General features: G+C 46.9%; 22 protein-coding genes. 17 read left to right on the top strand and 5 right to left on the bottom strand.

Annotated elements, in window-relative coordinates; translation table 11 throughout:
* The first annotated feature begins 148 nt into the window (after positions 1 to 148).
* The 5 genes from F0220_RS20660 (at position 149) to F0220_RS20640 (ending at position 2,985) form a co-directional block, all read left to right on the top strand.
* Positions 149 to 751, top strand: a complete 603-nt coding sequence (locus F0220_RS20660) for a TetR/AcrR family transcriptional regulator (protein WP_105600011.1) — start codon at positions 149 to 151, stop codon at positions 749 to 751.
* Between the two features lie 17 nt (positions 752 to 768).
* Entirely contained in the window at positions 769 to 1,509 is a 741-nt protein-coding gene (locus tag F0220_RS20655) for an SDR family oxidoreductase (RefSeq protein ID WP_105599646.1), read from the top strand.
* A 106-nt stretch (positions 1,510 to 1,615) separates the two neighbouring features.
* Positions 1,616 to 1,816, top strand: a complete 201-nt coding sequence (locus F0220_RS20650; protein ID WP_091014226.1) for a hypothetical protein — start codon at positions 1,616 to 1,618, stop codon at positions 1,814 to 1,816.
* A gap of 199 nt (positions 1,817 to 2,015) precedes the next feature.
* Positions 2,016 to 2,570: a stalk domain-containing protein gene (locus F0220_RS20645; RefSeq protein ID WP_036614723.1), complete on the top strand. Its 555-nt coding sequence runs from the start codon at positions 2,016 to 2,018 to the stop codon at positions 2,568 to 2,570.
* Positions 2,571 to 2,667: 97 nt separating this feature from the next.
* A complete protein-coding gene (locus F0220_RS20640; RefSeq protein WP_036614722.1) occupies positions 2,668 to 2,985 on the top strand; it encodes a DUF1292 domain-containing protein in 318 nt (105 codons plus the stop codon).
* Between the two features lie 207 nt (positions 2,986 to 3,192).
* Here the strand turns inward: F0220_RS20640 and F0220_RS20635 are convergent, their stop codons facing one another.
* Entirely contained in the window at positions 3,193 to 4,668 is a 1,476-nt protein-coding gene (locus tag F0220_RS20635; RefSeq protein WP_047844430.1) for an aminotransferase class I/II-fold pyridoxal phosphate-dependent enzyme, read from the bottom strand.
* Between the two features lie 177 nt (positions 4,669 to 4,845).
* Between F0220_RS20635 and F0220_RS20630 the strand changes: the two genes are divergently transcribed.
* On the top strand, positions 4,846 to 6,138 hold the full coding sequence (locus F0220_RS20630) for an MFS transporter (RefSeq protein ID WP_105599645.1): 1,293 nt from the start codon (positions 4,846 to 4,848) through the stop codon (positions 6,136 to 6,138).
* 253 nt (positions 6,139 to 6,391) lie between these two features.
* A complete protein-coding gene (locus F0220_RS20625; RefSeq protein WP_091014231.1) occupies positions 6,392 to 6,991 on the top strand; it encodes a hypothetical protein in 600 nt (199 codons plus the stop codon).
* A 112-nt stretch (positions 6,992 to 7,103) separates the two neighbouring features.
* Here the strand turns inward: F0220_RS20625 and F0220_RS20620 are convergent, their stop codons facing one another.
* Positions 7,104 to 7,709, bottom strand: coding sequence for a suppressor of fused domain protein (locus F0220_RS20620; protein ID WP_091014233.1), 606 nt, complete (start codon positions 7,707 to 7,709; stop codon positions 7,104 to 7,106).
* A 264-nt stretch (positions 7,710 to 7,973) separates the two neighbouring features.
* Between F0220_RS20620 and gndA the strand changes: the two genes are divergently transcribed.
* On the top strand, positions 7,974 to 9,383 hold the full coding sequence (gndA, locus tag F0220_RS20615) for an NADP-dependent phosphogluconate dehydrogenase (protein ID WP_091014235.1): 1,410 nt from the start codon (positions 7,974 to 7,976) through the stop codon (positions 9,381 to 9,383).
* 374 nt (positions 9,384 to 9,757) lie between these two features.
* Positions 9,758 to 10,267, top strand: coding sequence for a shikimate kinase (locus tag F0220_RS20610; protein WP_223199736.1), 510 nt, complete (start codon positions 9,758 to 9,760; stop codon positions 10,265 to 10,267).
* A gap of 135 nt (positions 10,268 to 10,402) precedes the next feature.
* On the opposite strand, the gene F0220_RS20605 is transcribed toward F0220_RS20610, so the two are convergent.
* Positions 10,403 to 10,708, bottom strand: coding sequence for a rhodanese-like domain-containing protein (locus tag F0220_RS20605; protein WP_017687407.1), 306 nt, complete (start codon positions 10,706 to 10,708; stop codon positions 10,403 to 10,405).
* A gap of 106 nt (positions 10,709 to 10,814) precedes the next feature.
* On the opposite strand from F0220_RS20605, the gene aroA reads away from it, so the two are divergent.
* From aroA to ptsP, 4 genes are all read left to right on the top strand, one after another.
* Positions 10,815 to 12,110, top strand: a complete 1,296-nt coding sequence (gene aroA, locus F0220_RS20600) for a 3-phosphoshikimate 1-carboxyvinyltransferase (RefSeq protein WP_105599643.1) — start codon at positions 10,815 to 10,817, stop codon at positions 12,108 to 12,110.
* 58 nt (positions 12,111 to 12,168) lie between these two features.
* On the top strand, positions 12,169 to 12,603 hold the full coding sequence (locus F0220_RS20595; RefSeq protein WP_091014241.1) for a CoA-binding protein: 435 nt from the start codon (positions 12,169 to 12,171) through the stop codon (positions 12,601 to 12,603).
* 196 nt (positions 12,604 to 12,799) lie between these two features.
* A complete protein-coding gene (locus F0220_RS20590) occupies positions 12,800 to 14,680 on the top strand; it encodes a glucose PTS transporter subunit IIA (protein ID WP_105599641.1) in 1,881 nt (626 codons plus the stop codon).
* Positions 14,677 to 16,437: a phosphoenolpyruvate--protein phosphotransferase gene (ptsP, locus tag F0220_RS20585; protein WP_091014243.1), complete on the top strand. Its 1,761-nt coding sequence runs from the start codon at positions 14,677 to 14,679 to the stop codon at positions 16,435 to 16,437. Before F0220_RS20590 ends, ptsP begins: the two co-directional genes overlap by 4 nt.
* A 120-nt stretch (positions 16,438 to 16,557) precedes the next feature.
* Here the strand turns inward: ptsP and F0220_RS20580 are convergent, their stop codons facing one another.
* Positions 16,558 to 17,082 (bottom strand): type 1 glutamine amidotransferase domain-containing protein, encoded by a 525-nt coding sequence (locus tag F0220_RS20580; RefSeq protein ID WP_091014246.1) that lies wholly within the window; start codon positions 17,080 to 17,082, stop codon positions 16,558 to 16,560.
* A 277-nt stretch (positions 17,083 to 17,359) separates the two neighbouring features.
* On the opposite strand from F0220_RS20580, the gene F0220_RS20575 reads away from it, so the two are divergent.
* The 4 genes from F0220_RS20575 to F0220_RS20560 all read left to right on the top strand — a co-directional run bounded on the left by F0220_RS20575 (position 17,360) and on the right by F0220_RS20560 (position 20,163).
* The gene (locus F0220_RS20575; protein ID WP_091014249.1) at positions 17,360 to 17,773 is read left to right on the top strand and encodes a hypothetical protein; all 414 of its coding nucleotides are present in this window, start codon (positions 17,360 to 17,362) and stop codon (positions 17,771 to 17,773) included.
* A gap of 122 nt (positions 17,774 to 17,895) precedes the next feature.
* Entirely contained in the window at positions 17,896 to 18,243 is a 348-nt protein-coding gene (gene ytxJ / locus F0220_RS20570; RefSeq protein WP_105599639.1) for a bacillithiol system redox-active protein YtxJ, read from the top strand.
* A 92-nt stretch (positions 18,244 to 18,335) separates the two neighbouring features.
* On the top strand, positions 18,336 to 19,349 hold the full coding sequence (ccpA, locus tag F0220_RS20565) for a catabolite control protein A (RefSeq protein WP_036614690.1): 1,014 nt from the start codon (positions 18,336 to 18,338) through the stop codon (positions 19,347 to 19,349).
* Between the two features lie 118 nt (positions 19,350 to 19,467).
* On the top strand, positions 19,468 to 20,163 hold the full coding sequence (locus tag F0220_RS20560; RefSeq protein ID WP_091014256.1) for a 5'-methylthioadenosine/adenosylhomocysteine nucleosidase: 696 nt from the start codon (positions 19,468 to 19,470) through the stop codon (positions 20,161 to 20,163).
* Between the two features lie 137 nt (positions 20,164 to 20,300).
* Here the strand turns inward: F0220_RS20560 and F0220_RS20555 are convergent, their stop codons facing one another.
* Positions 20,301 to 20,933: a GNAT family N-acetyltransferase gene (locus tag F0220_RS20555; RefSeq protein WP_105599638.1), complete on the bottom strand. Its 633-nt coding sequence runs from the start codon at positions 20,931 to 20,933 to the stop codon at positions 20,301 to 20,303.
* Between the last annotated feature and the right edge of the window lie 91 nt (positions 20,934 to 21,024).

Below are 21,024 nucleotides of genomic sequence, written 5' to 3'. Positions count from 1 at the left end.
AATGGGCTCTTTTTTTGTTATGACTTCATTGGACGTTAAAATGATAAATGATACAAATGACAAAAATCAATATTTGTCATTTGTTATCAGTGTGTTAAACTAACCTCAATGGAGGTGGCAAGTGGATGGTGTTAACCATCTCGTTAATATGGTAAAAGACAAAACTTCTGAATTTCTCACTAAAGAGCAGATTATTGCAGCTACACAGGAAACGATAAGACGCTTCGGTGCTGCCAAAACATCCGTCACCGATGTCGCCAAATTGCTCGGAGTCAGTCATGGAACGATATACAGGCATTATGTCAGCAAGAAGGCATTGCTTGAAGGTGTCACTGAACAATGGCTTGAAGAAGAAATAATCACACCTTTAACTCTGGTAACCCAGGATGAGAAAAACGCAAGTGAAGGTGCACATCATCTGAAAGTATATATAGAAACATTAATACATCTTAAATGTCATTATGCTGAGTCAGATCCGGAATTATTTGAAATGTATGCGCGGGTTACCCAAGAATCAGCTGATCTAATCCGCAAACATGTAGAGCATCTCATTCACCATTTGAGCGAAATTATTCGCCGGAATCAACGGTTTAAGTTCAGTGATCCTCAGGTAATAGCAGCGGCTATTCTTCATGCAACGGCTCGTTTCCATCACCCGGCACATGCCTATGAATGGCGTAGTGATACGATAGATAATGAATTTGCACAGGTATGGTTATTAGTCGAACACGGTTTATCCAAATATGAGTGAAGAGGATGGGAGATCGAATGAACAAATTATCAGGTAAGGTCGCTTTGGTAACAGGATCGTCGCGAGGTATTGGACGTGCAATTGCGGAGCAACTCGCGGAGCTTGGAGCCGATGTGGTGATTAATTATGCGAGTCGTCCGGACAAAGCAGAAGAGACAGCAGAGATTGTTCGGCAAAAAGGAGTTCGTGCCATTACCGTGCAAGCAGATTTGGCGCGGAAGGAAGATGTGGAACGACTGTTTTCCCAAACGATCAGCGAGCTTGGCAAAGTGGATATTCTAATCAATAATGCAGGTATTATGAAGACAACCCCTTTAGCGGAAGTGACAGAAGAAGAATTTGATCAGCAGTTTGCCATTAACGTGAAGGGTACTTTCTTTGCTTGTCAACAAGCGCTTAAACATATGGAAGATAGAGGACGTATTGTGAATTTTTCTACCTCTGTAACAGGACAGATGTTTCCCAACTACAGCGTGTATGCAGGAACCAAGGGGGCGGTAGAGCAGATTACCCGTCAACTAGCGAAGGAGTTTGGTTCTAAACAAATTACGATTAATGCAGTCGCACCAGGTCCGGTTAACACGGAGTTGTTCTCGGTTGGCAAGACGGAGCAACAGCTAGAAGGAATCCGTAAAATGAATGCATTTGGTCGTCTGGGTGAGCCGGAAGACATCGCGAGTGTCATTTCATTTCTGGTTGGAACGGATTCACAATGGGTTACAGGTCAGACGATCCGGGTAAATGGTGGCTTTATTTAACATAACCGAAATCAGGAAGTTTGATCATTACGTTTGACACACAACCGGGCGAATCCCCATATGATGCATTACATTAGTAAGCACTTGGGGAAATGGGGAATCCGGGATGGCAAAAGCAAAGGGCAAGAAAACTCCCGCATTAAAGAGTGACAAAATTCGTGTATCCATGAAGTTGGTCACTTCGGATGTATGTGAGAGATGTAAGACACCATGTACGCGAGGCATGGATTATGCTGCACGTATGAGAATTGAAGGGGCTTTAGGCAAGGGCGTTCCCTGTATATTGACCCGCCATACTTCTTCATAACTCTTCGTATAATCCTGTATATATAACAATTATAGATCAGGGGCATCCTATAATGAGGATCGCCTCTTTTTGTGCATTCCAAGGGGTGGAAAAAATTCTGGATAAAAAATGAAAAATGATGAAAAACAGCGCAACTTTGTGGATGAATCTGCAGTATAAATGTACAACAGCTAGCAGCAGGGGAGGGAATATTGACGGGATGAAATGGAAACGAATATTGCTTTGTGTCACGGTATTCTCCTTGCTCGGCGGGTCTTTATTGTTTGCAGATTCGGTGAACGAGAAGATTCGTGTTCTCATTAACGGCAAGGAAGCAGCTGATGGAGGTTATCTCATTGATGGAACGACCTATGTACCTGTAAGAGAAGCTGGAGGCGTCGTCAAATGGGACAGCAGTAACAAGAGAGTAACGGTGATCAAACCGAATGTACATATTTTTCTCTTCAAGGGAGACACTGTATTTGGCAACGTTAACGTAGGTAAGCTGAAATTCAATGTATTTTCACAAGTGGACAGTCTGACAGCAGATGTAGCTGCGGTGAAAGTAACGATTACCAATCCAAGCGGTCAGGTGAAGGATATCCAGTCACAGGAGCTGACGACACAGAAGGATAACTTCTGGTTCCGCACTTACGATTTTACGTACGATTTCAGTCGTGCCGGCAAGTATCAAGTCGGCTTTCATATTAAAGAAAATGCAAACAGCAGCTACGTCCTGGTAGCGGAGAAAATCATTACAGCGCTGAACGATTGAAGCGGAAATAACCCTGTGAGTTAAATTGACCTGGGTCATTGAACATGTTACGATATGCAAGGTTACACAATTTCTATTTATAAAGCGAGGTATTTCAATGAGCGATCACACACATGAACACGGCGATGGCTGCGGATGCGGGCAAGACCACGACCACGACCACGAGCATGAAGAAGTCCTTCTCACATTAACAGACGAGAACGGCCAAGACGTGGAGATGGTTTTGGTGGAGACGTTTGACGTGGAGAAGCATGTTTATGCGCTCCTGCTGGAACGTAACAATCCTGAAGCTGACGGCATCATCCTGCGTATGGAAGAAGAAGACGAGGAAATGGTGCTCTACAATATTGAAGACGAAGAAGAGTGGAACCGCGTTGAAGCGGCTTACAACGAACTCGTTGCATCACAAGAATAGTCATTCTTTTGGAACATAACATGAAGGCTCCTTGATTTCAGGGGGCCTTTTGTTTGTTTTTTAAGAGTTATACGAGCATGTACACCACCGGTTTGAACGACGAAATAGACGGGAAAATGCAAACTCGCTTGTCCCATAAAATAAAAAAGGACCAAGCTAGGGCTTGGTCCTTTAAGTTTATACCCTGCACAGCGCAAGGGAGTTGTTTTAGAAAATGGCATCGGCTTCCACGATCACTTTAACGTTGGTTACACTGCGATCTTCGGGTCCTTTGACGGGTAATCCAACTTCGACATGATCGATGATGTAGTCGATATTTTCCTGGGTGATAACCTCACCCGGTAATAGGATTGGAATTCCTGGCGGATAGACATAGATGAATTCCGAGATAATACGTCCTGCGGATTCCTTAAACGGAATCACTTCGGTATCACCGTAGAATGCATCACGTGGAGTCAGCATCAACTGGGGAATATCCGGAACTTTTACGACCAGTTCATGGGCTGGGTTCACTTGATAATAGGTACGGGAGAGATCCTGCAAAGCGTTCAGCAAGATATCGACACTGTCATCCGTATCTCCTGGCGTGATGAGACACAGAATATTGTACATATCACTAAGTTCGACCTCGATGTTGTAATGTTCACGCAGCCAGTTCTCTGTCTCATATCCTGTAATGCCCAGATGGCGAACATGGATCGTTACTTTGGTTGGATCATAGTTGAAGGTCGCTTCTGTACCCAGAAGCTCTCTACCGAAGCAATACAGGCCATCCATATCGTTAATCGAACGTCTGGCAAACTCAGCTAGTTCAATCGCCTTCTGTGCAATTTCACGACCGTGGAGTGCCAGGTTACGTCTTGATGTATCGAGTGAAGCAAGCAAAATGTAAGAAGTTGATGTTGAGGTCAGCAGACTCAGGATCGTCTGTACACGCTGTGGATTCACGAACCCATTCTTCGTGTTCAGGTTGAGTACGGAACTCTGTGTCATGGAGCCACCAAGCTTGTGAACACTGGTTGCAGCCATATCGGCACCTGCTGCCATCGCAGACAACGGCAGATCCTCATGGAAATGAATGAGTACACCGTGTGCTTCATCAACAAGGACAGGGACTTGATAGCTGTGTGCCAGCTCAACAATCTCTTTCAGATCGGTAACCACACCGTAATAGGTCGGGTTAATTACAAGCAATGCCTTGGCATCCGGATGACGCTCAAGTGCACGACGGATAGACTGTGTAGTCACTCCATGGTCAATACCAAGGTTGGCATCTTGTGAAGGAGAAACAAATACGGGTTTGGCGCCTGAGAAAATAATGGCGGACAGAACCGATTTATGCACATTACGGGGCACAATAATTTTGTCACCCGGTGAACATACAGACAGAATCATGGTCATAATGGCACTGCTTGTGCCTTGTACACTAAAATAGGTATAATCGGCTCCGAAGGCATCTGCTGCCAAAATCTGTGCTTCCTGAATGACACCGGTTGGCTGATGCAGGTCATCCAACGGTGCGATGTTAATCAAATCTATGGAGAAGGCATTATCGCCAATAAATTCACGGAATTCGGTATCCGCTCCCAATCCTTTTTTATGGCCCGGAATATGAAACTGTACCGGATTGAGTGCCGCATGATTTTTTAAAGCGGTAAACAGCGGCGTACGGTGGTGATTCATCAGTGCTGTCACAACCCTTCCTAATAAAATTGGTAAACAAAGATGAGTATAGCAAATTAAGAACCGAATGCAACAGTATAAATCGACAATTTTTTAAATTGCTGAGATTTGGGCACATTCCCCACGGTTACACTAAGGATAGGGAATAGGCAAATGAACGCCGAAAGGGGAAAAAGAATGCAAACCGATACAAAACCAGCCAAAATTTTGCGATCACCATTTTTTATCGCAATGTGGCTAACACTTTTTCTAGTTGAAATTATCAAAGGAGCCCTGTTGGTAGCTGTTTTGCCCGTGTATATGGACAATATACTGGGTCTGTCTGCAGGCGTCATTGGTGTGGCATTTGCTCTTCAATATCTGGGAGATAATCTGTTCAGGGCGCCTTCCGGCTGGGCTGCAGAACGGATCGGGTTCCGCGCAACGATGGTTACAGCATTAATCTGTACCTTAATCGCTGTTATTATGATCCTTTTTCTCAAAAGTGCCGTTGGACTGGCCATGGCCTGTCTGATTCTTGGCATTGGTACGTCACCACTCTGGCCTTGCGCCATGACAGGCGTGACGGCGATGTCAGGCCCACAGAACAAGAATGGTACAGCAATGGGGGCGCTGGAGATGGCTGCTCTCGGCGGAACGGGGCTTGGACCTATAGGCATGAACTGGCTGCTGGAGCGCACGCATCATGATTATCGAACTATATTCCTCGTGCTGATGGGTTGTGCGATTCTCGTTATTCTGGTGGCTATGATTCTTCCTGGACGCGTCATTGTTGAAGGAGAGCCTGCCGAGCAAGCAGTGAAGAATAGTGATGTAAAATATCCAGCCAAACCGAATCTGCTCACGCCGTTCATCCGGCTGCAAAAGAGTGTGAAGGACACACTACAACGGGTACGCAGCACGCTAAATGTTAATCCATTGGTGTATCCTGCACTGTTTATGCAGTCGTTTGTCATCGGGCTGCTCAGTCCAGTAATCACGCTATATACACGCACAGACCTGCACATCTCACCGAATCTATACAGCTTGTTGCTGATTGCGGGTGGTGGAATAACCGTTATTGCCTTGCTGCCTGTTGGTAAAATGGTAGACAGGTTTGGCACTAAGCCGTTCCTGAACATTGGTTTTTTGATGGCGGCGGCGAGTCTGTTCGCATTCTCCTCCATAACATCCATTCCGGTGGTGTTTGGTGTTGTCATGCTGGTGGGCATCAGTTATGCCATGATTTTGCCCGCCTGGAATGCTTTTGTAGCCACGCTGATTCCCAAAGGGGAGCGGGGCGCGATCTGGGGATTCTTCCTTACATTGCAGGGATCAGGCATGGTTGTAGGCCCCATTGTTTCCGGACTGTTGTGGGACCACGTGAGTCATCCGGCTCCATTCATTGGCAGTGCCATCGTCATGGCAGGACTTGCCGTTGTGCACTTTGTGTTATCCCGCAATCCGTTTCGTACCGCTCCGGCCAAATAAACAAAAGAAAAGGGAGTTCCACCAACCGTCTTGGTTGTGGAGCTCCCTTTTTCGCATCCATTATATCATCAAAATCGGGGGCTTGCCCCTGTGCTCCTGCGGAAAGCTGCAATCCGGCGGCTCTTTCGGTGAAAAATAGTCAAATAACCAAGTACCCTTACATAAAATGAAGTATAAAATAGGGTAAGCCGATTGAGTAGAAGCGATTGAAGACGAGGGCCGGAGTTGATCCGGTACAGATGGAGGGAGTGCCGTGAATAAGAGTTATGAAGTTGAATATTGCAATCTGGAGCTGCGGTTCAACCGTCGGCATATCCAAAATTTGATCAGAGACCTTATTCGTGAGGGATATTCACTATATTGGAGCGAGGACGAATCCTTTTTTATCCTGTCAGTCCGGACCGGCCGCAAGCTGGTAAAGCTCCGCTTTCAACAGACACGCACGGGGAACTACAAGATGACTGGGGATTATATCATTAAGGATGCAAAGCTTGCAGAGTGGCTGGAGAAGCTGATTGGAGATACACGCGGGCATGCGGTTGTGAAGCGGTTCAAGGATCAGCAGATGACCGTGGAGAATATTTTATTCGGTGAAGTCATTCGGCTCGTGGAAGTGTCTGGGTTCAAACAGCGTGTCATTTTTCAAAAAGAACCTGCGCCGACAGCGGAAGAGATGGAAGAAATGTTCCTCTCACGCGAAGGTGAGGAAAGGCTCATGTTGTTACGCATGGAATTGGACGATGAACTGGAGCGCCTGCATACGGCCATTCAGGTAGATAATGTGGATAAAGCCAATGCCTGCCGTGAAGTACTGAAACGGTTGTCTGGGCATCTGTTGATGCTGGAAGGATGAAGGATAAAGCTTCTGATTATAATCTGAGTTAAGAGCCCTGGTGCATGCCAGGGCTTTGTGGTTATGTAATAAGCCATTTGCACGTACAATCGTCGTTAAACCATTTTGTCATTTAGGGGCGGCAAGGATCAAGAATAGAGTAATCAGAGTTCTCAATCCAAAGATCGAATTCGTTCACCCCTTTGTTGAGTAGCAGGTCAGCTTCAAAAGAAGTGAGGGGTACCGCCCACAATAGCTCTATTGTTTCATCACCTACATGGAGCTGTTCGAGGGATTCTTTTTCTCCCCGCAGTTCATCGAGAAGAAAGGCGGTTGCATTCCATCGGGCTGGCGCTAATTCGCTTGATTTCATCACACGTGGAACCGCTGAATCATGTACATTTTCGATGTGATGGGAGATCAGATCGGCCATATAGCTATTCACACGCTCCACATTCTCACCACCGAGATTGGATTGCAGCGCGAGCATCCACTCGGAAGCGACCTTCTCCCCTGAAGGACGACATGCCTGGGACAAGCCTACTGTCACAAATCTTGCGATGCCTGAATGAACCGTGGCAGGAAAGTAATAGATTTCTACATGAATGTTTCTGTCCGGCTTGGAAAGAACGATCCTGTGCTCCGGCATCCCCCATTCATTCATATATGCCCCCAGAAGAAATGTTCTTCGAATATCCAGGGAAAACCGTTCTTCGTTCGAAAGCTGTTCAAACGCCATTATGTACGCTCCTCCTTTTTTGATCAGAGTTCATGGATATGATTATAACATTGTACATATACAATAATTGGATTACCTTGTTATGTTGTATTGTCTTTACGGTTGTATTTATGAAAATACGATGAACACCTCGGCTGATTGGGGTGTTTTCTTATTGTGCCACGGTGCCACGGGGTTCACTTCTATACATAAAACCGTTAAAATAGGAGTATTGTTGAGAATTTATTTCAATAAAATTAATTGGAGCAAAGGATGGAGGACCAGATGACAAAACAACAAATTGGCGTAATTGGCCTGGCTGTCATGGGCAAAAATTTGGCCCTTAACATTGAAAGCAAAGGTTTCTCAGTATCGGTATATAACCGTTCCCCGGAGAAAACCAATGATCTTCTGAAAGAAGCTGAAGGTAAAAACCTGACAGGCTCATTCTCCATTGAAGAGTTCGTAGCATCCCTGGAATCCCCGCGCAAAATTTTGATCATGGTACAAGCCGGCAAAGCGACCGATGCTACCATTGAACAACTGCTTCCTCACCTGGATGAGGGTGATATCATCATTGACGGAGGGAACGCATACTTCCCTGACACGCAACGTCGCAGCAAAGAGTTGGAAGACAAAGGCATTCGCTTCATCGGTACAGGTGTATCCGGTGGTGAAGAAGGCGCACTGAAAGGCCCTTCCATTATGCCGGGTGGACAGGAAAGTGCTTATAAACTGGTTGAACCGATTCTGACGGCGATCTCGGCCAAAGTCGGTGACGATCCATGTTGTACATATATTGGACCTGACGGTGCCGGACACTATGTGAAAATGGTGCATAACGGTATCGAGTACGGAGACATGCAGTTGATTGGTGAAGCGTACCACTTGCTCAAATCCGTATTGAACGTTTCCGTTGAAGAGCTTCATGCGATCTTTACGGAATGGAATCAAGGAGAGCTGGATAGCTACCTGATCGAAATCACAGCAGATATCTTCTCCAAATACGATCCAGAAACGGGCAAACCTATGGTTGACGTCATTCTGGATGCTGCTGGACAAAAAGGAACAGGTAAATGGACAAGCCAAAGTGCGCTGGATCTCGGCGTTCCATTGTCCATGATTACAGAATCCGTATTCTCCCGTTTCCTGTCTGCTATGAAAGACGAGCGTGTAGCAGCTAGCAAAATCCTGAATGGACCAGCGACTGAAGCGTTCTCCGGTGACAAAAAAGCATTTATCGAGAGCGTGCGTAAAGCGCTCTTTGCAAGTAAAATCGTATCCTACGCACAAGGATTTGCACAAATGCGTGCAGCTTCCGACGAGTATGGCTGGGATCTGAAATACGGCAACATTGCCATGATCTTCCGTGGCGGCTGTATCATCCGTTCGCAGTTCCTGCAAAACATCAAGGAAGCTTATGATAAAGATGCAGCTCTGAAAAACTTGCTCTTGGATCCTTACTTCCAAAACATCGTTGAGTCTTATCAAGGGGCATGGCGTGAAGTTGTAGCGGCTGCTGTAAAACAAGGTGTTCCGGTACCTGGCTTCTCCAGCGCTCTTTCTTACTACGACAGCTACCGTACAGAGCGTCTGCCAGCAAACTTGCTGCAAGCTCAACGTGACTACTTCGGTGCTCACACGTTCAAACGTGTGGACAAAGAAGGCAGCTTCCACCACAACTGGATGGAGTAATACCACCTATACAAGTCTATTAGATTTGGCCAAAGTGCCCTTAAGCAGGAGCTTTGGCCTGCTAAGGGGCTCAAAAGAGGTTTGGCGTTCCGGTGATAGCCGGTCAACGCTAGGCCTCTTTTTTACTGTAAATAAGTTCATTGGAGTTTGTTAGTTTGCTGGGATGGTTACTGATTGAGACGTTTGGGGGCTCATAACTGCTTGAGGGTAATCTGACGTATGCTGAGATGCCGGGAGTTAATTGATCTGTCTTGAATGTACTTGCGGATGGTCGAAAGCAAGTCGGTTAGGAGATGGTCTTTCCCAGTCCGCAGGGCTGTGTTATGATAGGACAAAAGTGCTCACGAATTGCTTGAATTAAAGGAGTGTACACCTTGAGCAAGTCTAACAATATTATTCTCATTGGCATGATGGGAACCGGCAAATCAACCGTCGCTGACATGCTTGCACGCGAGCTTGGTTATCGATTGATTGATGTGGACGCCGCGGTGGAAAAAGAGGAAGGCTGTACGATTCCGGAACTGTTCACCGGCAAGGGAGAGACGTATTTCCGTGATGCCGAGAGCCGCATGTTATGCTCGGTGCTGGAGAAGAAGTCACAGGTCATAGCGACCGGAGGTGGCGTGGTGTTGCGTTCTGATAATTGTGACGTGATGTCGAAAAATGGTTGGGTTGTTGCACTGACTGCCGATCCGGCAGTGATTGTGGAACGTGTTAGCGGCTGTGACAATCGTCCCCTTCTTGCAGGCAATGCAGAGGAACGCATCAAGGCCATTATGGAAGAACGGAAAGACGCATACCGGTTCGCACATTATACGGTGGATACAACCGAGTTATCCGCTGCTGAAGTGACTCGTTTAATTTTAGCGCATTACCGCGTCTAAGCTTGTTATCATCGAAGTTTGATGGTTGATAGGTGGTGGTAGATATAACAAAACGGGCCGTATAGGCCCGTTTCTGGGAGTGGAGCAGAGCTGAGGTCACAAGGTTACAAATGACTTCGCTTCTCTCCGGGTACTCTAGTCTTCCTGTTGCCACTGAAGCATACCGCCGACCATGTTCGTACAGCCTTCATATCCCAGTTGCTGCAGATATTCGCATGCACGCTCACTGCGGTAACCGCTACGACAGATGATCACGATCTCGCCTGATTTCTCAATCTCAGACAGTCGGTCCGGAATCTGTCCAAGCGGGATATGCTTGGCTCCTTCGATCATACCTTGCGCGACTTCATCGTCCTCGCGGACGTCTATCATCTGCAGCTTCTCTCCCGCCTGTAAACGGCGGCGCAGCTCAGACGTTTCAATTTCAGCTATTTGTGTCATATTCAGGTCCTCTTTTCTGTATGGACTTAACGCCTATAATGATACCCAAGCGATGCATGGAATGTCAATTTGGCCACAATATAATCAATGAAGGAGAATTTCATCCATGGACGTTATTGTTAAACCAACCCCCACTCTGAACGGGGAAATCGGGGCTCTGTCCTCCAAAAACTACACGACTCGCTATTTGCTGGCTGCTGCGCTGGCAGAAGGCACAAGTACCATCCATTTCCCGGCACACAGTGAAGACAGTGACGCCATGCGCAGATGTATTCGCGATCTGGGGGCAGTGCTGGAAGAAGACGACAGCAAGATTGTGATCGAGGGCTTTGGCAGTCATCCACGTGATGTGCGTGAGTTGAATGTGGGGAATGCGGGTGCTGTACTTCGTTTCCTCATGGGAGTTACAGCGCTCTGCCCGGACGTTACATTTGTAAATACGTACCCGGATTCGCTGGGTAAACGTCCGCATGATGACCTGATTGATGCGCTTGGTCAACTGGGTGTAGAAGTACAGCACGAACAAGGTCGCTTGCCGATTACCATCAAAGGTGGCAATGCCAAGGGTGGACACATTCGTGTATCCGGCTCCGTCAGCTCCCAGTATCTGAGCGCATTGTTGTTTGTTACGCCTTTGCTTGCAGAAGACAGCACCATTGAAGTGCTGAATGACCTGAAGTCCAAGGTCGTTATCGGACAGACGCTGGAAGTGCTGGAGCAAGCAGGCATCGTTATCCATGCAAGTGATGATTACATGTCCTTCCGTGTACCAGGTGGACAGGCTTACCAGCCAACGATCTACACAGTTCAAGGCGATTATCCTGGATCAGCAGCGGTTCTTGCCGCAGCAGCCGTTACACAGTCTGATGTGAAAATTCTGCGCCTGATGGATCAGAGCAAACAGGGTGAACGTGCCATCGTTGACGTGCTGCGCATGATGGAAGTGCCATTGACACATGAGAACGATGTCGTACACGTTCAAGGAAATGGCAGACTGAAAGCAATCGAATTCGACGGGGATGCCGCAACAGACGCTGTTTTGGCGATGGTAGCAGCAGCTGTGTTTGCGGAAGGCACGTCACGGTTCTATAATGTAGAGAACCTGCGTTACAAGGAATGTGATCGAATCACCGATTACTTGAACGAGCTGCGGAAAGCAGGAGCGAACGTCGAAGAGCGTCAAGCTGAGATTATCGTACACGGACGTCCGGAAGGCGTAGAAGGCGGCGTTGAGATTAACGCTCACTACGATCATCGCGTAATTATGGCGCTTACAGTCGTTGGTCTGCGTTCCAAGGAGCCGCTTCGTATTCGGGATGCACACCATGTAGCCAAGTCTTATCCGCAATATTTCGATCATTTGCAGGCGCTTGGCGCCTCGGTTCAATGGGTAAAAGAGTAATAACTGAAAATCAGTCTTTTGAACACGCACTTTAATCAGAAAAGGATGGTGCTTGAACATGGAATTTAACAACCCTACTCGTGAAGAAATTGGACAACTTTTGCGCAAGGCAGGCAACATCGCAGTCGTTGGTTTATCAGACAAATCGGATCGCACTTCCTATATGGTGGCTGAAGCCATGCAGAGCAGAGGCTACCGCATCATCCCGGTTAACCCACAGGTGCAAGGTGAAATCCTTGGTGAGACGGTATATGCCACCCTCGCGGATATTCCAGAGCCGGTAGACATTGTCAATGTGTTTCGTCGCGATGAGTTCTGCGCGGATGTAGCACGTGACGCCGCTGCCATCAAAGCGAATGTCCTGTGGCTACAGCTTGGCATCCATAGTGATGAAGCGGTCCAGATTGCTGCTGAGAACGGCATGACAGCGGTAACGAATCGTTGTATCAAGGTAGAGGATTCCATCGTTCTGCGCGGCGCTGGACGCGGCTGAGAGGCCTGTTCACCTGAGATCGATTGATCTCCTGATCTGAACCAATTGAATGAACATAGGTTGAATCCCGTTAACTTGAAGTTGACGGGATTTTTTCTGTTTTATTTTTGCCGTATTAATTACCAATTGGTTACTGTTTTGCTTTGACAAAACGTTGCGTAAAGCTTACCATCTAGGATAGAAAGGAGAGGTCGCCATGAATTGGCTCGGATCCTTGCAGCAGCTCGGACGAGCGGTAATGCTACCTACAATGGTCCTGCCCGCCGCCGCAATTTTGCTCAGTGTTGGCAGTCTGCCTTGGGACGCCTGGGGATTGGATATTGTCGGTGAAGTGTCTACCGTGGCCGGACACGGTATTTTTTATTTCTTACCGTATTTGTTCGCTGTCGGTGTAGCACTGGGACTCTCCAACCAGGCCGGACAAGCGGGACTTGCTGCTCTGGCTGGTATCGTGATATATGATCAGGTGACTCGGAACTTCGGTGACGGCACCGTTCAGCCCGCTTCCTTAATCGGAATCATACTCGGCGCGCTTGCCGGTGGGATGCATAATCGGTTTAAAAGCATTAAACTGCCTGAAATTTTACAATTTTTTGGAGGTTCAAGGTTTGTTTTACTCATCGTCGGACTTTGTTCGGCATTGTTCTCCTGTTTTATGTTATGGCTCGCTCCGATCCTACAGCATGGATTGAACGGCATTGCTACTTGGGAATACAGTCTCGGGGGTTTTGGTCTGTTCATCTACGGAGTGTTATACAGGGTGCTGGTCGCTTTTGGGCTTCATCACCTGCTTAACAATGTGTTTTGGTTCCAGTTAGGGACATTCGAAACACCTGATGGTAACATTGTACAAGGGGATTTGCCCCGATTTTTTGCAGGAGATCCAACAGCAGGATTCTTTATGGCGGGTTTGTTTCCCATCATGATGTTTGCCATTCCGGCAATAGCCTTTGCTATTATTCAGGAAGCCAGAGAAGATCTGAAACCAAAAATCAAGAAAACTTTTCTGACATCGGCACTCGTTTGTTTTCTAACCGGGGTATCGGAACAGATTGAGTTTGCTTTTTTGTTCGCGGCACCTTATCTGTTCATCGTGCATGCAGTGATGTCCGGCGTTGCCATGTGGATTAGTTACTGGCTTGATATCCGGCATGGATTTTCTTACTCCGCAGGTATTATTGATTACATACTCAATTTCCATCTATCGGAGAATGCTTGGAAGCTCATTCCGATTGGCATACTATATGGGCTGGTTTATTACTTCCTGTTCCGATGGGCGATTCGTACGTTCAAGATTCCAACACCAGGACGTGAAGAGGGCTCCATGCTGGAAGATTGGGTAGGTAACATTCCTTATCAGGCACCTTTAATCCTCGAAGCATTGGGTGGGAAGAGTAACATTGTACAGGTTGAAGCTTGTATTACACGTCTTCGCCTGACTGTGCATGATGACCGCCTGATCGACACGGGTGCCATGAAGAGTATGGGGTCCGCTGGACTGATCAAGCTGGGTGGCGGTAATGTACAGGTGGTATTCGGGACCTACTCGGAATTGATTCGGGAAGAAATCGCGAAGCTGCTGGAAAGAGATCTGCAACAGGTTCTGTTCTGTGCCCCCGTTCAGGGCAAAATGCTCCCAATTGAAGAGGTGCCGGATCAGATCTTTGCAGCCAAGCTTGTCGGTGATGGTGTAGCCTTTGTTCCGGAAAAGGGAGAGCTGGTCTCACCCGTGTACGGAACGATTATGCACCTGTACCCGACCATGCATGCCTTGGGTATTTCTACCCGTGAGGGGCTTGAGGTGTTACTGCATATCGGCATCGATACCTCTCAGTTGAAAGGACATTTTGAAGCTTTTGTTCAGGAGGGCGATACGGTGGAGCCAGGGCAGTTGTTGATCAAGTTTGATCTGGCAGTACTCCGTCAGCAAGCGGCGTCACTGACAACACCAATGGTAATTACGAATCCGGATCGTGTAAAATCATGGAGTTTTGCTCCATTTAAGCAAGTTAAGAAAGGTCAGGCATCCGTTATGTCCGTGGTGCTCTATGACAGGAACGTTGGAGGGGTAGAATGAAGATACAAGGCATCAACGGAGCTGCAGGCATAGCCATCGGCAAAGCATTTGTCCTGCCCAGTTGGGAATGGGATCTGCCGGATCAGAAGATGGATTCGGTGGATCTCGCCCAAGAGTTCGAACGGTTGTATGAGGGCATACGGACATCAAAGGATGAGATCGAATATATCAAAAATGAGTTCAAGGAAGTTGTTGGTCCAGAGGAGTCCAGTATCTTTGATGCACATCTGGCAATCCTGGAAGATCCGGTATTCATGAACGAAATTCGCGGTATTATTGAGCGTCAATATAAGGCAGCAGAGGTGGCGGTCAAAGAAGCCATAGACCATTTTGTCACGATGTTTGACTTGCTGGAAGACGAGTATATGAAGGAGCGTGCCATTGACATCAAGGATGTGGGCAACCGTCTGCTCAAGCATTTGCTTGGTGCACCGGAGATTACACTTCCTTCGGATACCCAGCCGTATGTACTCGTCGCCAAAGAACTGTCGCCATCTCAACTGGCGCATCTGAATCCCACCCATGTACTAGGCATTGTGACCTTGATTGGCGGGAAAACATCACATTCTGCGATTATGGCTCGTGCCCTTGGCATTCCTCTCGTTTCCGGTCTGGAAGCGAGTCTTGGCATGCCAGTAGAGACAGGGGATATGCTTGTGGTGGATGGTGACAATGGCTTGGTATTTACGGACCCGGATCGCAAGACAATTGAACGTTATACCATGCTTCGCAGCAAACAACTGAAGAAAAAGGAACAACTTCAAGTTCTTGCTACCGTGGATGCTGTAACCAAAGATGGGGCCGTTTTGCACTTGGCTTCCAATATCAGTTCGGTGAAGGAATTGGACCTTGCTTTGAAACAAGGAGCCAAAGGGGTGGGCTTGTTCCGAACAGAGTTTCTGTATATGGACCGTGCTACGTTCCCGGGTGAGCAAGAACAGTATGAGGTGTACCGCCTTGTGGCAGAGAAAACAGCAGGACAATCCGTTGTTATTCGTACACTGGATATCGGTGGTGACAAGCAACTGGATTACTTTGAACTGCCGGAGGAAGACAATCCGTTTCTGGGATACCGTGCCATTCGGATTAGTCTGGACCGCAAGGATTTGTTCAAAACACAGCTTACAGCCATTCTGCGTGCCAGCGCTGCCGGAAATGTCAAAATCATGTACCCGATGATTTCTTCGGTGGAAGAACTTCAACAGGCCAATGAGATTCTCCGTGAGGCGATGTCCGATCTGGACGAGCGGGGATTATCATACGACCCTCACATTCAGGTTGGGATCATGATTGAAGTTCCTGCAGCGGTGATGATTGCTGATCTGCTCGCAGAGGAAGCTGATTTCTTCAGTATTGGTACGAACGATCTGGTTCAATATGTACTGGCAGTAGATCGAATGAATGAGCAGATCGCTCATATGTATCACCCTTATCATCCGGCTGTTCTGCGGATGCTTCGTGCCACAGCGGATGCGGCGCATACGGCCGGAATTGATGTCAGTGTGTGCGGGGAGATGGCAGGGGACGAGCGTGCCATTCCACTTTGGCTGGAGCTTGGCATTCGCCACTTGAGTATGTCTCCGCAATCCCTGTTACGTGTGAAGCACAGAGTGTTGAACACAACAGCATCGGACGCCAAAGAAGAAGCGCGAAAGTGCTTCGCCCTGCGGACCAGTGGAGATATTGAGGAGCGATTGCAAGTTTTTAATGACTCCACAGGAAGTCCAGACGAACAAAGTGGTTCGAATGCATCCTGATTAGAGGAAATGGATATAAATACCTTTAAGTTAATATATTTACATTTGTGATAATTATTTATTGAAAACCTTGTTATATAAAATAACCCCACTGTGCATGGGAGCACAATGGGGTTATTTTTACTTGTCAGCGAGTGCATCACAGAATGCTTTGCCATAAGGTGGAAGGTCAGGCGGGCGACGAGCTGAGATGATATGTCCATCAACAACAACGGCTTCATCTTTCCAGATGGCACCTGCATTTTCCATGTCATCCCGAATGCCTGGTGTAGAGGTTACTGTAACCCCGTCCAGAATTTTGGCAGAAATCAGCACCCAGCCCGCATGACAGATCTGTCCAATCGGTTTCCGATCTGCATTCATTTCCTTCACAAGCTCGAGTACTTTGGGATAACGACGCAGCTTGTCTGGCGCCCAGCCGCCTGGCACGAGAATGCCATCGTAATCTGAACTATCGAGTTCATTGAAACTGTATTCGGCTTCAGCAGGCACACCATATTTGCCAATATAGGTTTTTCCTTTTTTCTCTCCAGCAAGATGCACTTCTGCACCTTCTTCACGAACACGATGCACAGGGTACCACAATTCCAAATCCTCGAATTCTTCATCGACCAGAGCGATGACTTTTTTACCAGTTAATCTCATGTCCATCTCTCCTTTTTGCGGTGATTAGGTCTGTTGCGTCTTTAATTGTAACAGATTCTCTAAGGGACTTCATGGAAGTGCATATTCAGTTTGGAGGAAGCGATTACAAGTCAGTAACTGCCTGCATTCGACAACCTTCATCTGGAGGGAGTGGTAATTTGTTGCAACCTTTCGTTTATAGCAGGATTTGAGCCGAAATAGGTCGAATGGTACTTATATAGAGCATAGAACGAATGAGGTGATGGTGGTGCGCAAGTCGTGCAGATGTGGACATGTAATGGAGTTGGAATTAAGAACAGTGGTATACGCCAAAAAAGTGGAGATTCGAAACGTACCCGTATTTGCGTGTACAGACTGTGTATCATATGAAGTGCTTCCGCCGGTCAAGCCGGACTTAACAGAATGCATTAACACATTGGGTGAACAGCCCGTGAAACAAGATGTATCTTTTGGTGAACGTAATGAACTGGCAGACCTGTTTCATGAGTTACTGCTGGCCTGGCCGGATGCAACCGATCGGGAGATGGAATATCGAATGCAGCAAGCAGTGGAGGAGCGTATCAATTTGTTGCTGGACATTATGGGCTACGCAACGAAGTCTGGTGATACAGCGTGGATTGAGACCACGGAGCGCAGATTAAGTCAATTATCCGGATTTGTGTGGCAGGAGTACTTCTCAAATGCTGTCTAATTTTGACGTGTAAAATGCTTGTTTTCATGAAAATTGGCTTTTTCGCGTACTTTTTGTTAAGATATCGAAGAGTGAAAACGCTCAACATAGCGGTATTCCTGGTAAAGGGGGATGTATATCTAATGGCTGACATGACTAAAATGACAAGTATTGAACAGCTAAACTCCGCAGTGGAGGCTACCAAGGATCAACCTTTGCTTCTGTTTAAGCATAGCACGCGCTGTCCGATCAGCTCAAACGCTTATCAGGAGATGAACGATTATTTGCATAACCATGCCAATGAAAATGTGAAATACGGCATCATCTATGTTGTGGAAGATCGCCCAGTATCCAATGAAGCAGCAGATAAGCTGGGTGTTAAGCACGAATCTCCACAGGCGATCCTGATTAAAAAGGGAATTCCTGTATGGCATACTTCCCATTCAGATATTACTAGAACCACACTTACGAATGTTTTGAGTGAGTCCTAAAGCCTATTTTAATTGATTAATGCAAAAATTTGTCGTAATATAAATCTTAATGAAAATGGTATGAAAATTTACTGGTAATGGAGAGAAGTACTGTGACGGTAACCATTTATGATGTGGCACGTGAAGCTGGAGTGTCTATGGCAACGGTATCACGGGTAGTTAATAATAACCCTAATGTCAAACCGCAAACGCGGAAAAAAGTATATGAAGCGATCGAACGGTTGGGATATCGTCCGAATGCGGTGGCCAGAGGTCTGGCAAGCAAGAAGACAACCACGGTCGGGGTCGTTATTCCAGATATTTCGAACTCAACCTTCGCGGAGATTGCCCGCGGAATTGAAGATATTGCGAATATGTATCACTACAATATTATTTTGTGTAATGCAGATAAGAAGAAAGAAAAAGAAATTCGTGTTATTAACACGTTGCTCGAAAAGCAAGTAGACGGACTGCTCTTCATGGGTGGAACAGTAACGGACGAACACATTCAGGCGTTCCAGTCTGCGGCTGTGCCGATCGTACTTTGTGCAACGAGTGATGAGAAGGGCACATTCCCTTCGGTGGATATTGACCATGAGGCGGCTGCGTTTGACGCGGTAAACACCCTGATTCGTCATGGACACAAGGAAATTGCGATGATCAGTGGTACACTGCAAGATCCGGCGAATGGATATGCCCGTTTCCAAGGATACAAAAAAGCACTGGAAGCAGCGGGGATTGAATACCAGGAGGATCTTGTTCGAATCGGTAATTATCGGTATGAATCCGGTGTGGAAGCAATGAAATATTTCCTTGGACTCAAGAAAAAACCATCAGCTATCTTTGCTGCTACAGATGAAATGGCCATTGGTGCCATTCACAGCATTCAGGATGACGGTCTGAAAGTACCGGATGACTTCTCCATTATTAGTGTGGATAACATCCGTATGGCTTCCATGGTGCGTCCTCAGTTGACAACAGTGGCTCAGCCAATGTACGACCTTGGCGCAGTAGCGATGCGTTTGCTGACCAAGTTGATGAAGAAAGAAAATGTAGAGAACCCACGGGTTATTTTGCCGCATGAAACGATTCTTCGTCTGTCTGTAAGTCACGCAGATGTAGTTTAATCGGGATTATATACAGTAAGGGAGAAGTCATTCTCTCTACATAGTGGATATGCGAAAGCTCCGGAGACGGAGCTTTTGTGCTGAATGAGGTTAAAAGTAAAACAGGAGGTATCGGAAGATGCGTGAAACGATTGGGATTATCGGAGCGATGGATGAGGAAGTCGAGCTTTTGCTGGCAGGTATGAAGCAGCTTGAGACGGTTAAACAAACCGGCATTACATACGTTGCAGGCGAGTGGCTGGGCAAGCACATTGTCGTGTGCAAATCAGGCGTAGGTAAAGTAAATGCAGCGGTTACGACGCAGATCTTGATTGATCGTTTTCAGGTTAATCGGATTATCTTCACAGGTGTTGCGGGTGCAGTTAACCCCGATCTGAACATCGGAGATATGGTTATATCGTCTGTATGTGTTCAGCACGACATGGATGTAACGCCACTGGGGTTCGCACGCGGGGTTATCCCTTACCAGGAAACATCTGCATTCCCTGCCGAGGCTTCGCTTATTACACTGGCTGAAGAAGCATGTAAAGCTCAGGGAGCCAATTATCTGATCGGTAAAGTGTTATCTGGAGACCAATTTATTGCAAATAAAGATACGGTTAATATGTTATATACCGAAATGGACGGTGCATGTGCCGAGATGGAAGGGGCAGCAGTTGCTCAGGTCTGTTACATGAATCGAGTACCATTTGTTGTCCTGCGTGGGATGTCAGATAAAGCGGATGGTTCGGCGCATGTCAATTTTGCTGAATTTACCGTGGAATCTTCCCAGCGTTCACACCGTATTGTGGAGCATATGTTAGAAAATATGTAATGACATAAGCTTATATTGCAATACCCATCCGAAATCCATGAAAAACCGCCTTTCGATTAGCTGTTCCATGAAGTATGGAGCAACGCTGCGAGAGGCGGTTTTTGTTATGTATATCGTTTTTCGAACAGATCATTGAATTAGTACATGAACCGATAGCGAAAGCGTACACGATCAAACTGTTCTTCTGATGTGATCGGCACCTGACTTCCGATTCGCACCATCAAACAGTTCGCAGGATGTGAACAGATTTCGGGGTCGTCTGTTGCATACCAGGTCATGTCGATCGTTTCCATAAGCCTCTCCATCATTTTACGATAATCCCATACGTTTAGTCCGCTGCCCTTCAGATCCCAATGCCAATAATATTCTGTGGTGAAAATAATGTAATTCTCCATGTATTTATCTTCCAGAGCCGTAAGCAACATTTCACGTCCAATGCCAAGCGAGCGATAGTCGTCCGCAACCTCGATTGCTCCAAGCTCAATCAGATCAGTCATGTTGCCCTCGGACCATCGTTCACAATCATCCGCATAGTGAAAGGTTACATAACCGATAATCGTTTCATTTTCGTGTGCAATGATAATTCGCCCTTCAGGCAATGCTGCGATCTCGGCCAGAGCTTCCTGCTGCTCCGTTGGGCGCCGAAAGGCATCCAGATCTGGATGGAAGGCAAGACGGGTTATCTCCTCGGCCTGCACGGGACCTTCAATTGTAATTCGGTGACCGGACTTGAAGATGGAACGCATATGATGTTTTTTGATATGTTCCATGGTTCATGCTCCTCTCTCTCCTACTTATAGAGGTTGTTCTTCAAAAGAACGCTATAGCAAAAATCCAAAAAATTGAAAAGCCATAGACGAC

Origin of the sequence: Paenibacillus sp. 37 (genome assembly GCF_008386395.1) — a bacterium.
Lineage (GTDB): Bacteria > Bacillota > Bacilli > Paenibacillales > Paenibacillaceae > Paenibacillus > Paenibacillus amylolyticus_B.
The sequence above is the reverse complement of the archived record's forward strand: the minus strand, read 5'-3'. Positions and strand labels throughout refer to the sequence as shown.

What these genes read in the sequence shown, in the direction of transcription:
- F0220_RS20605 (WP_017687407.1), bottom strand. Translation starts at nt 10,708, where the DNA reads ATGACACAAATAGCTGAAATTGAAACGTCTGAGCTGCGCCGCCGTTTA.
- F0220_RS20555 (WP_105599638.1), bottom strand. Translation starts at nt 20,933, where the DNA reads ATGGAACATATCAAAAAACATCATATGCGTTCCATCTTCAAGTCCGGT.
- ptsP (WP_091014243.1), top strand. Translation starts at nt 14,677, where the DNA reads ATGAAGATACAAGGCATCAACGGAGCTGCAGGCATAGCCATCGGCAAA.
- F0220_RS20560 (WP_091014256.1), top strand. Translation starts at nt 19,468, where the DNA reads ATGCGTGAAACGATTGGGATTATCGGAGCGATGGATGAGGAAGTCGAG.
- F0220_RS20660 (WP_105600011.1), top strand. Translation starts at nt 149, where the DNA reads ATGGTAAAAGACAAAACTTCTGAATTTCTCACTAAAGAGCAGATTATT.
- ytxJ (WP_105599639.1), top strand. Translation starts at nt 17,896, where the DNA reads ATGGCTGACATGACTAAAATGACAAGTATTGAACAGCTAAACTCCGCA.
- F0220_RS20620 (WP_091014233.1), bottom strand. Translation starts at nt 7,709, where the DNA reads ATGGCGTTTGAACAGCTTTCGAACGAAGAACGGTTTTCCCTGGATATT.
- F0220_RS20655 (WP_105599646.1), top strand. Translation starts at nt 769, where the DNA reads ATGAACAAATTATCAGGTAAGGTCGCTTTGGTAACAGGATCGTCGCGA.
- gndA (WP_091014235.1), top strand. Translation starts at nt 7,974, where the DNA reads ATGACAAAACAACAAATTGGCGTAATTGGCCTGGCTGTCATGGGCAAA.
- F0220_RS20650 (WP_091014226.1), top strand. Translation starts at nt 1,616, where the DNA reads ATGGCAAAAGCAAAGGGCAAGAAAACTCCCGCATTAAAGAGTGACAAA.
- aroA (WP_105599643.1), top strand. Translation starts at nt 10,815, where the DNA reads ATGGACGTTATTGTTAAACCAACCCCCACTCTGAACGGGGAAATCGGG.
- F0220_RS20635 (WP_047844430.1), bottom strand. Translation starts at nt 4,668, where the DNA reads ATGAATCACCACCGTACGCCGCTGTTTACCGCTTTAAAAAATCATGCG.
- F0220_RS20595 (WP_091014241.1), top strand. Translation starts at nt 12,169, where the DNA reads ATGGAATTTAACAACCCTACTCGTGAAGAAATTGGACAACTTTTGCGC.
- F0220_RS20575 (WP_091014249.1), top strand. Translation starts at nt 17,360, where the DNA reads ATGGAGTTGGAATTAAGAACAGTGGTATACGCCAAAAAAGTGGAGATT.
- F0220_RS20640 (WP_036614722.1), top strand. Translation starts at nt 2,668, where the DNA reads ATGAGCGATCACACACATGAACACGGCGATGGCTGCGGATGCGGGCAA.
- F0220_RS20645 (WP_036614723.1), top strand. Translation starts at nt 2,016, where the DNA reads ATGAAATGGAAACGAATATTGCTTTGTGTCACGGTATTCTCCTTGCTC.
- F0220_RS20630 (WP_105599645.1), top strand. Translation starts at nt 4,846, where the DNA reads ATGCAAACCGATACAAAACCAGCCAAAATTTTGCGATCACCATTTTTT.
- F0220_RS20580 (WP_091014246.1), bottom strand. Translation starts at nt 17,082, where the DNA reads ATGAGATTAACTGGTAAAAAAGTCATCGCTCTGGTCGATGAAGAATTC.
- F0220_RS20590 (WP_105599641.1), top strand. Translation starts at nt 12,800, where the DNA reads ATGAATTGGCTCGGATCCTTGCAGCAGCTCGGACGAGCGGTAATGCTA.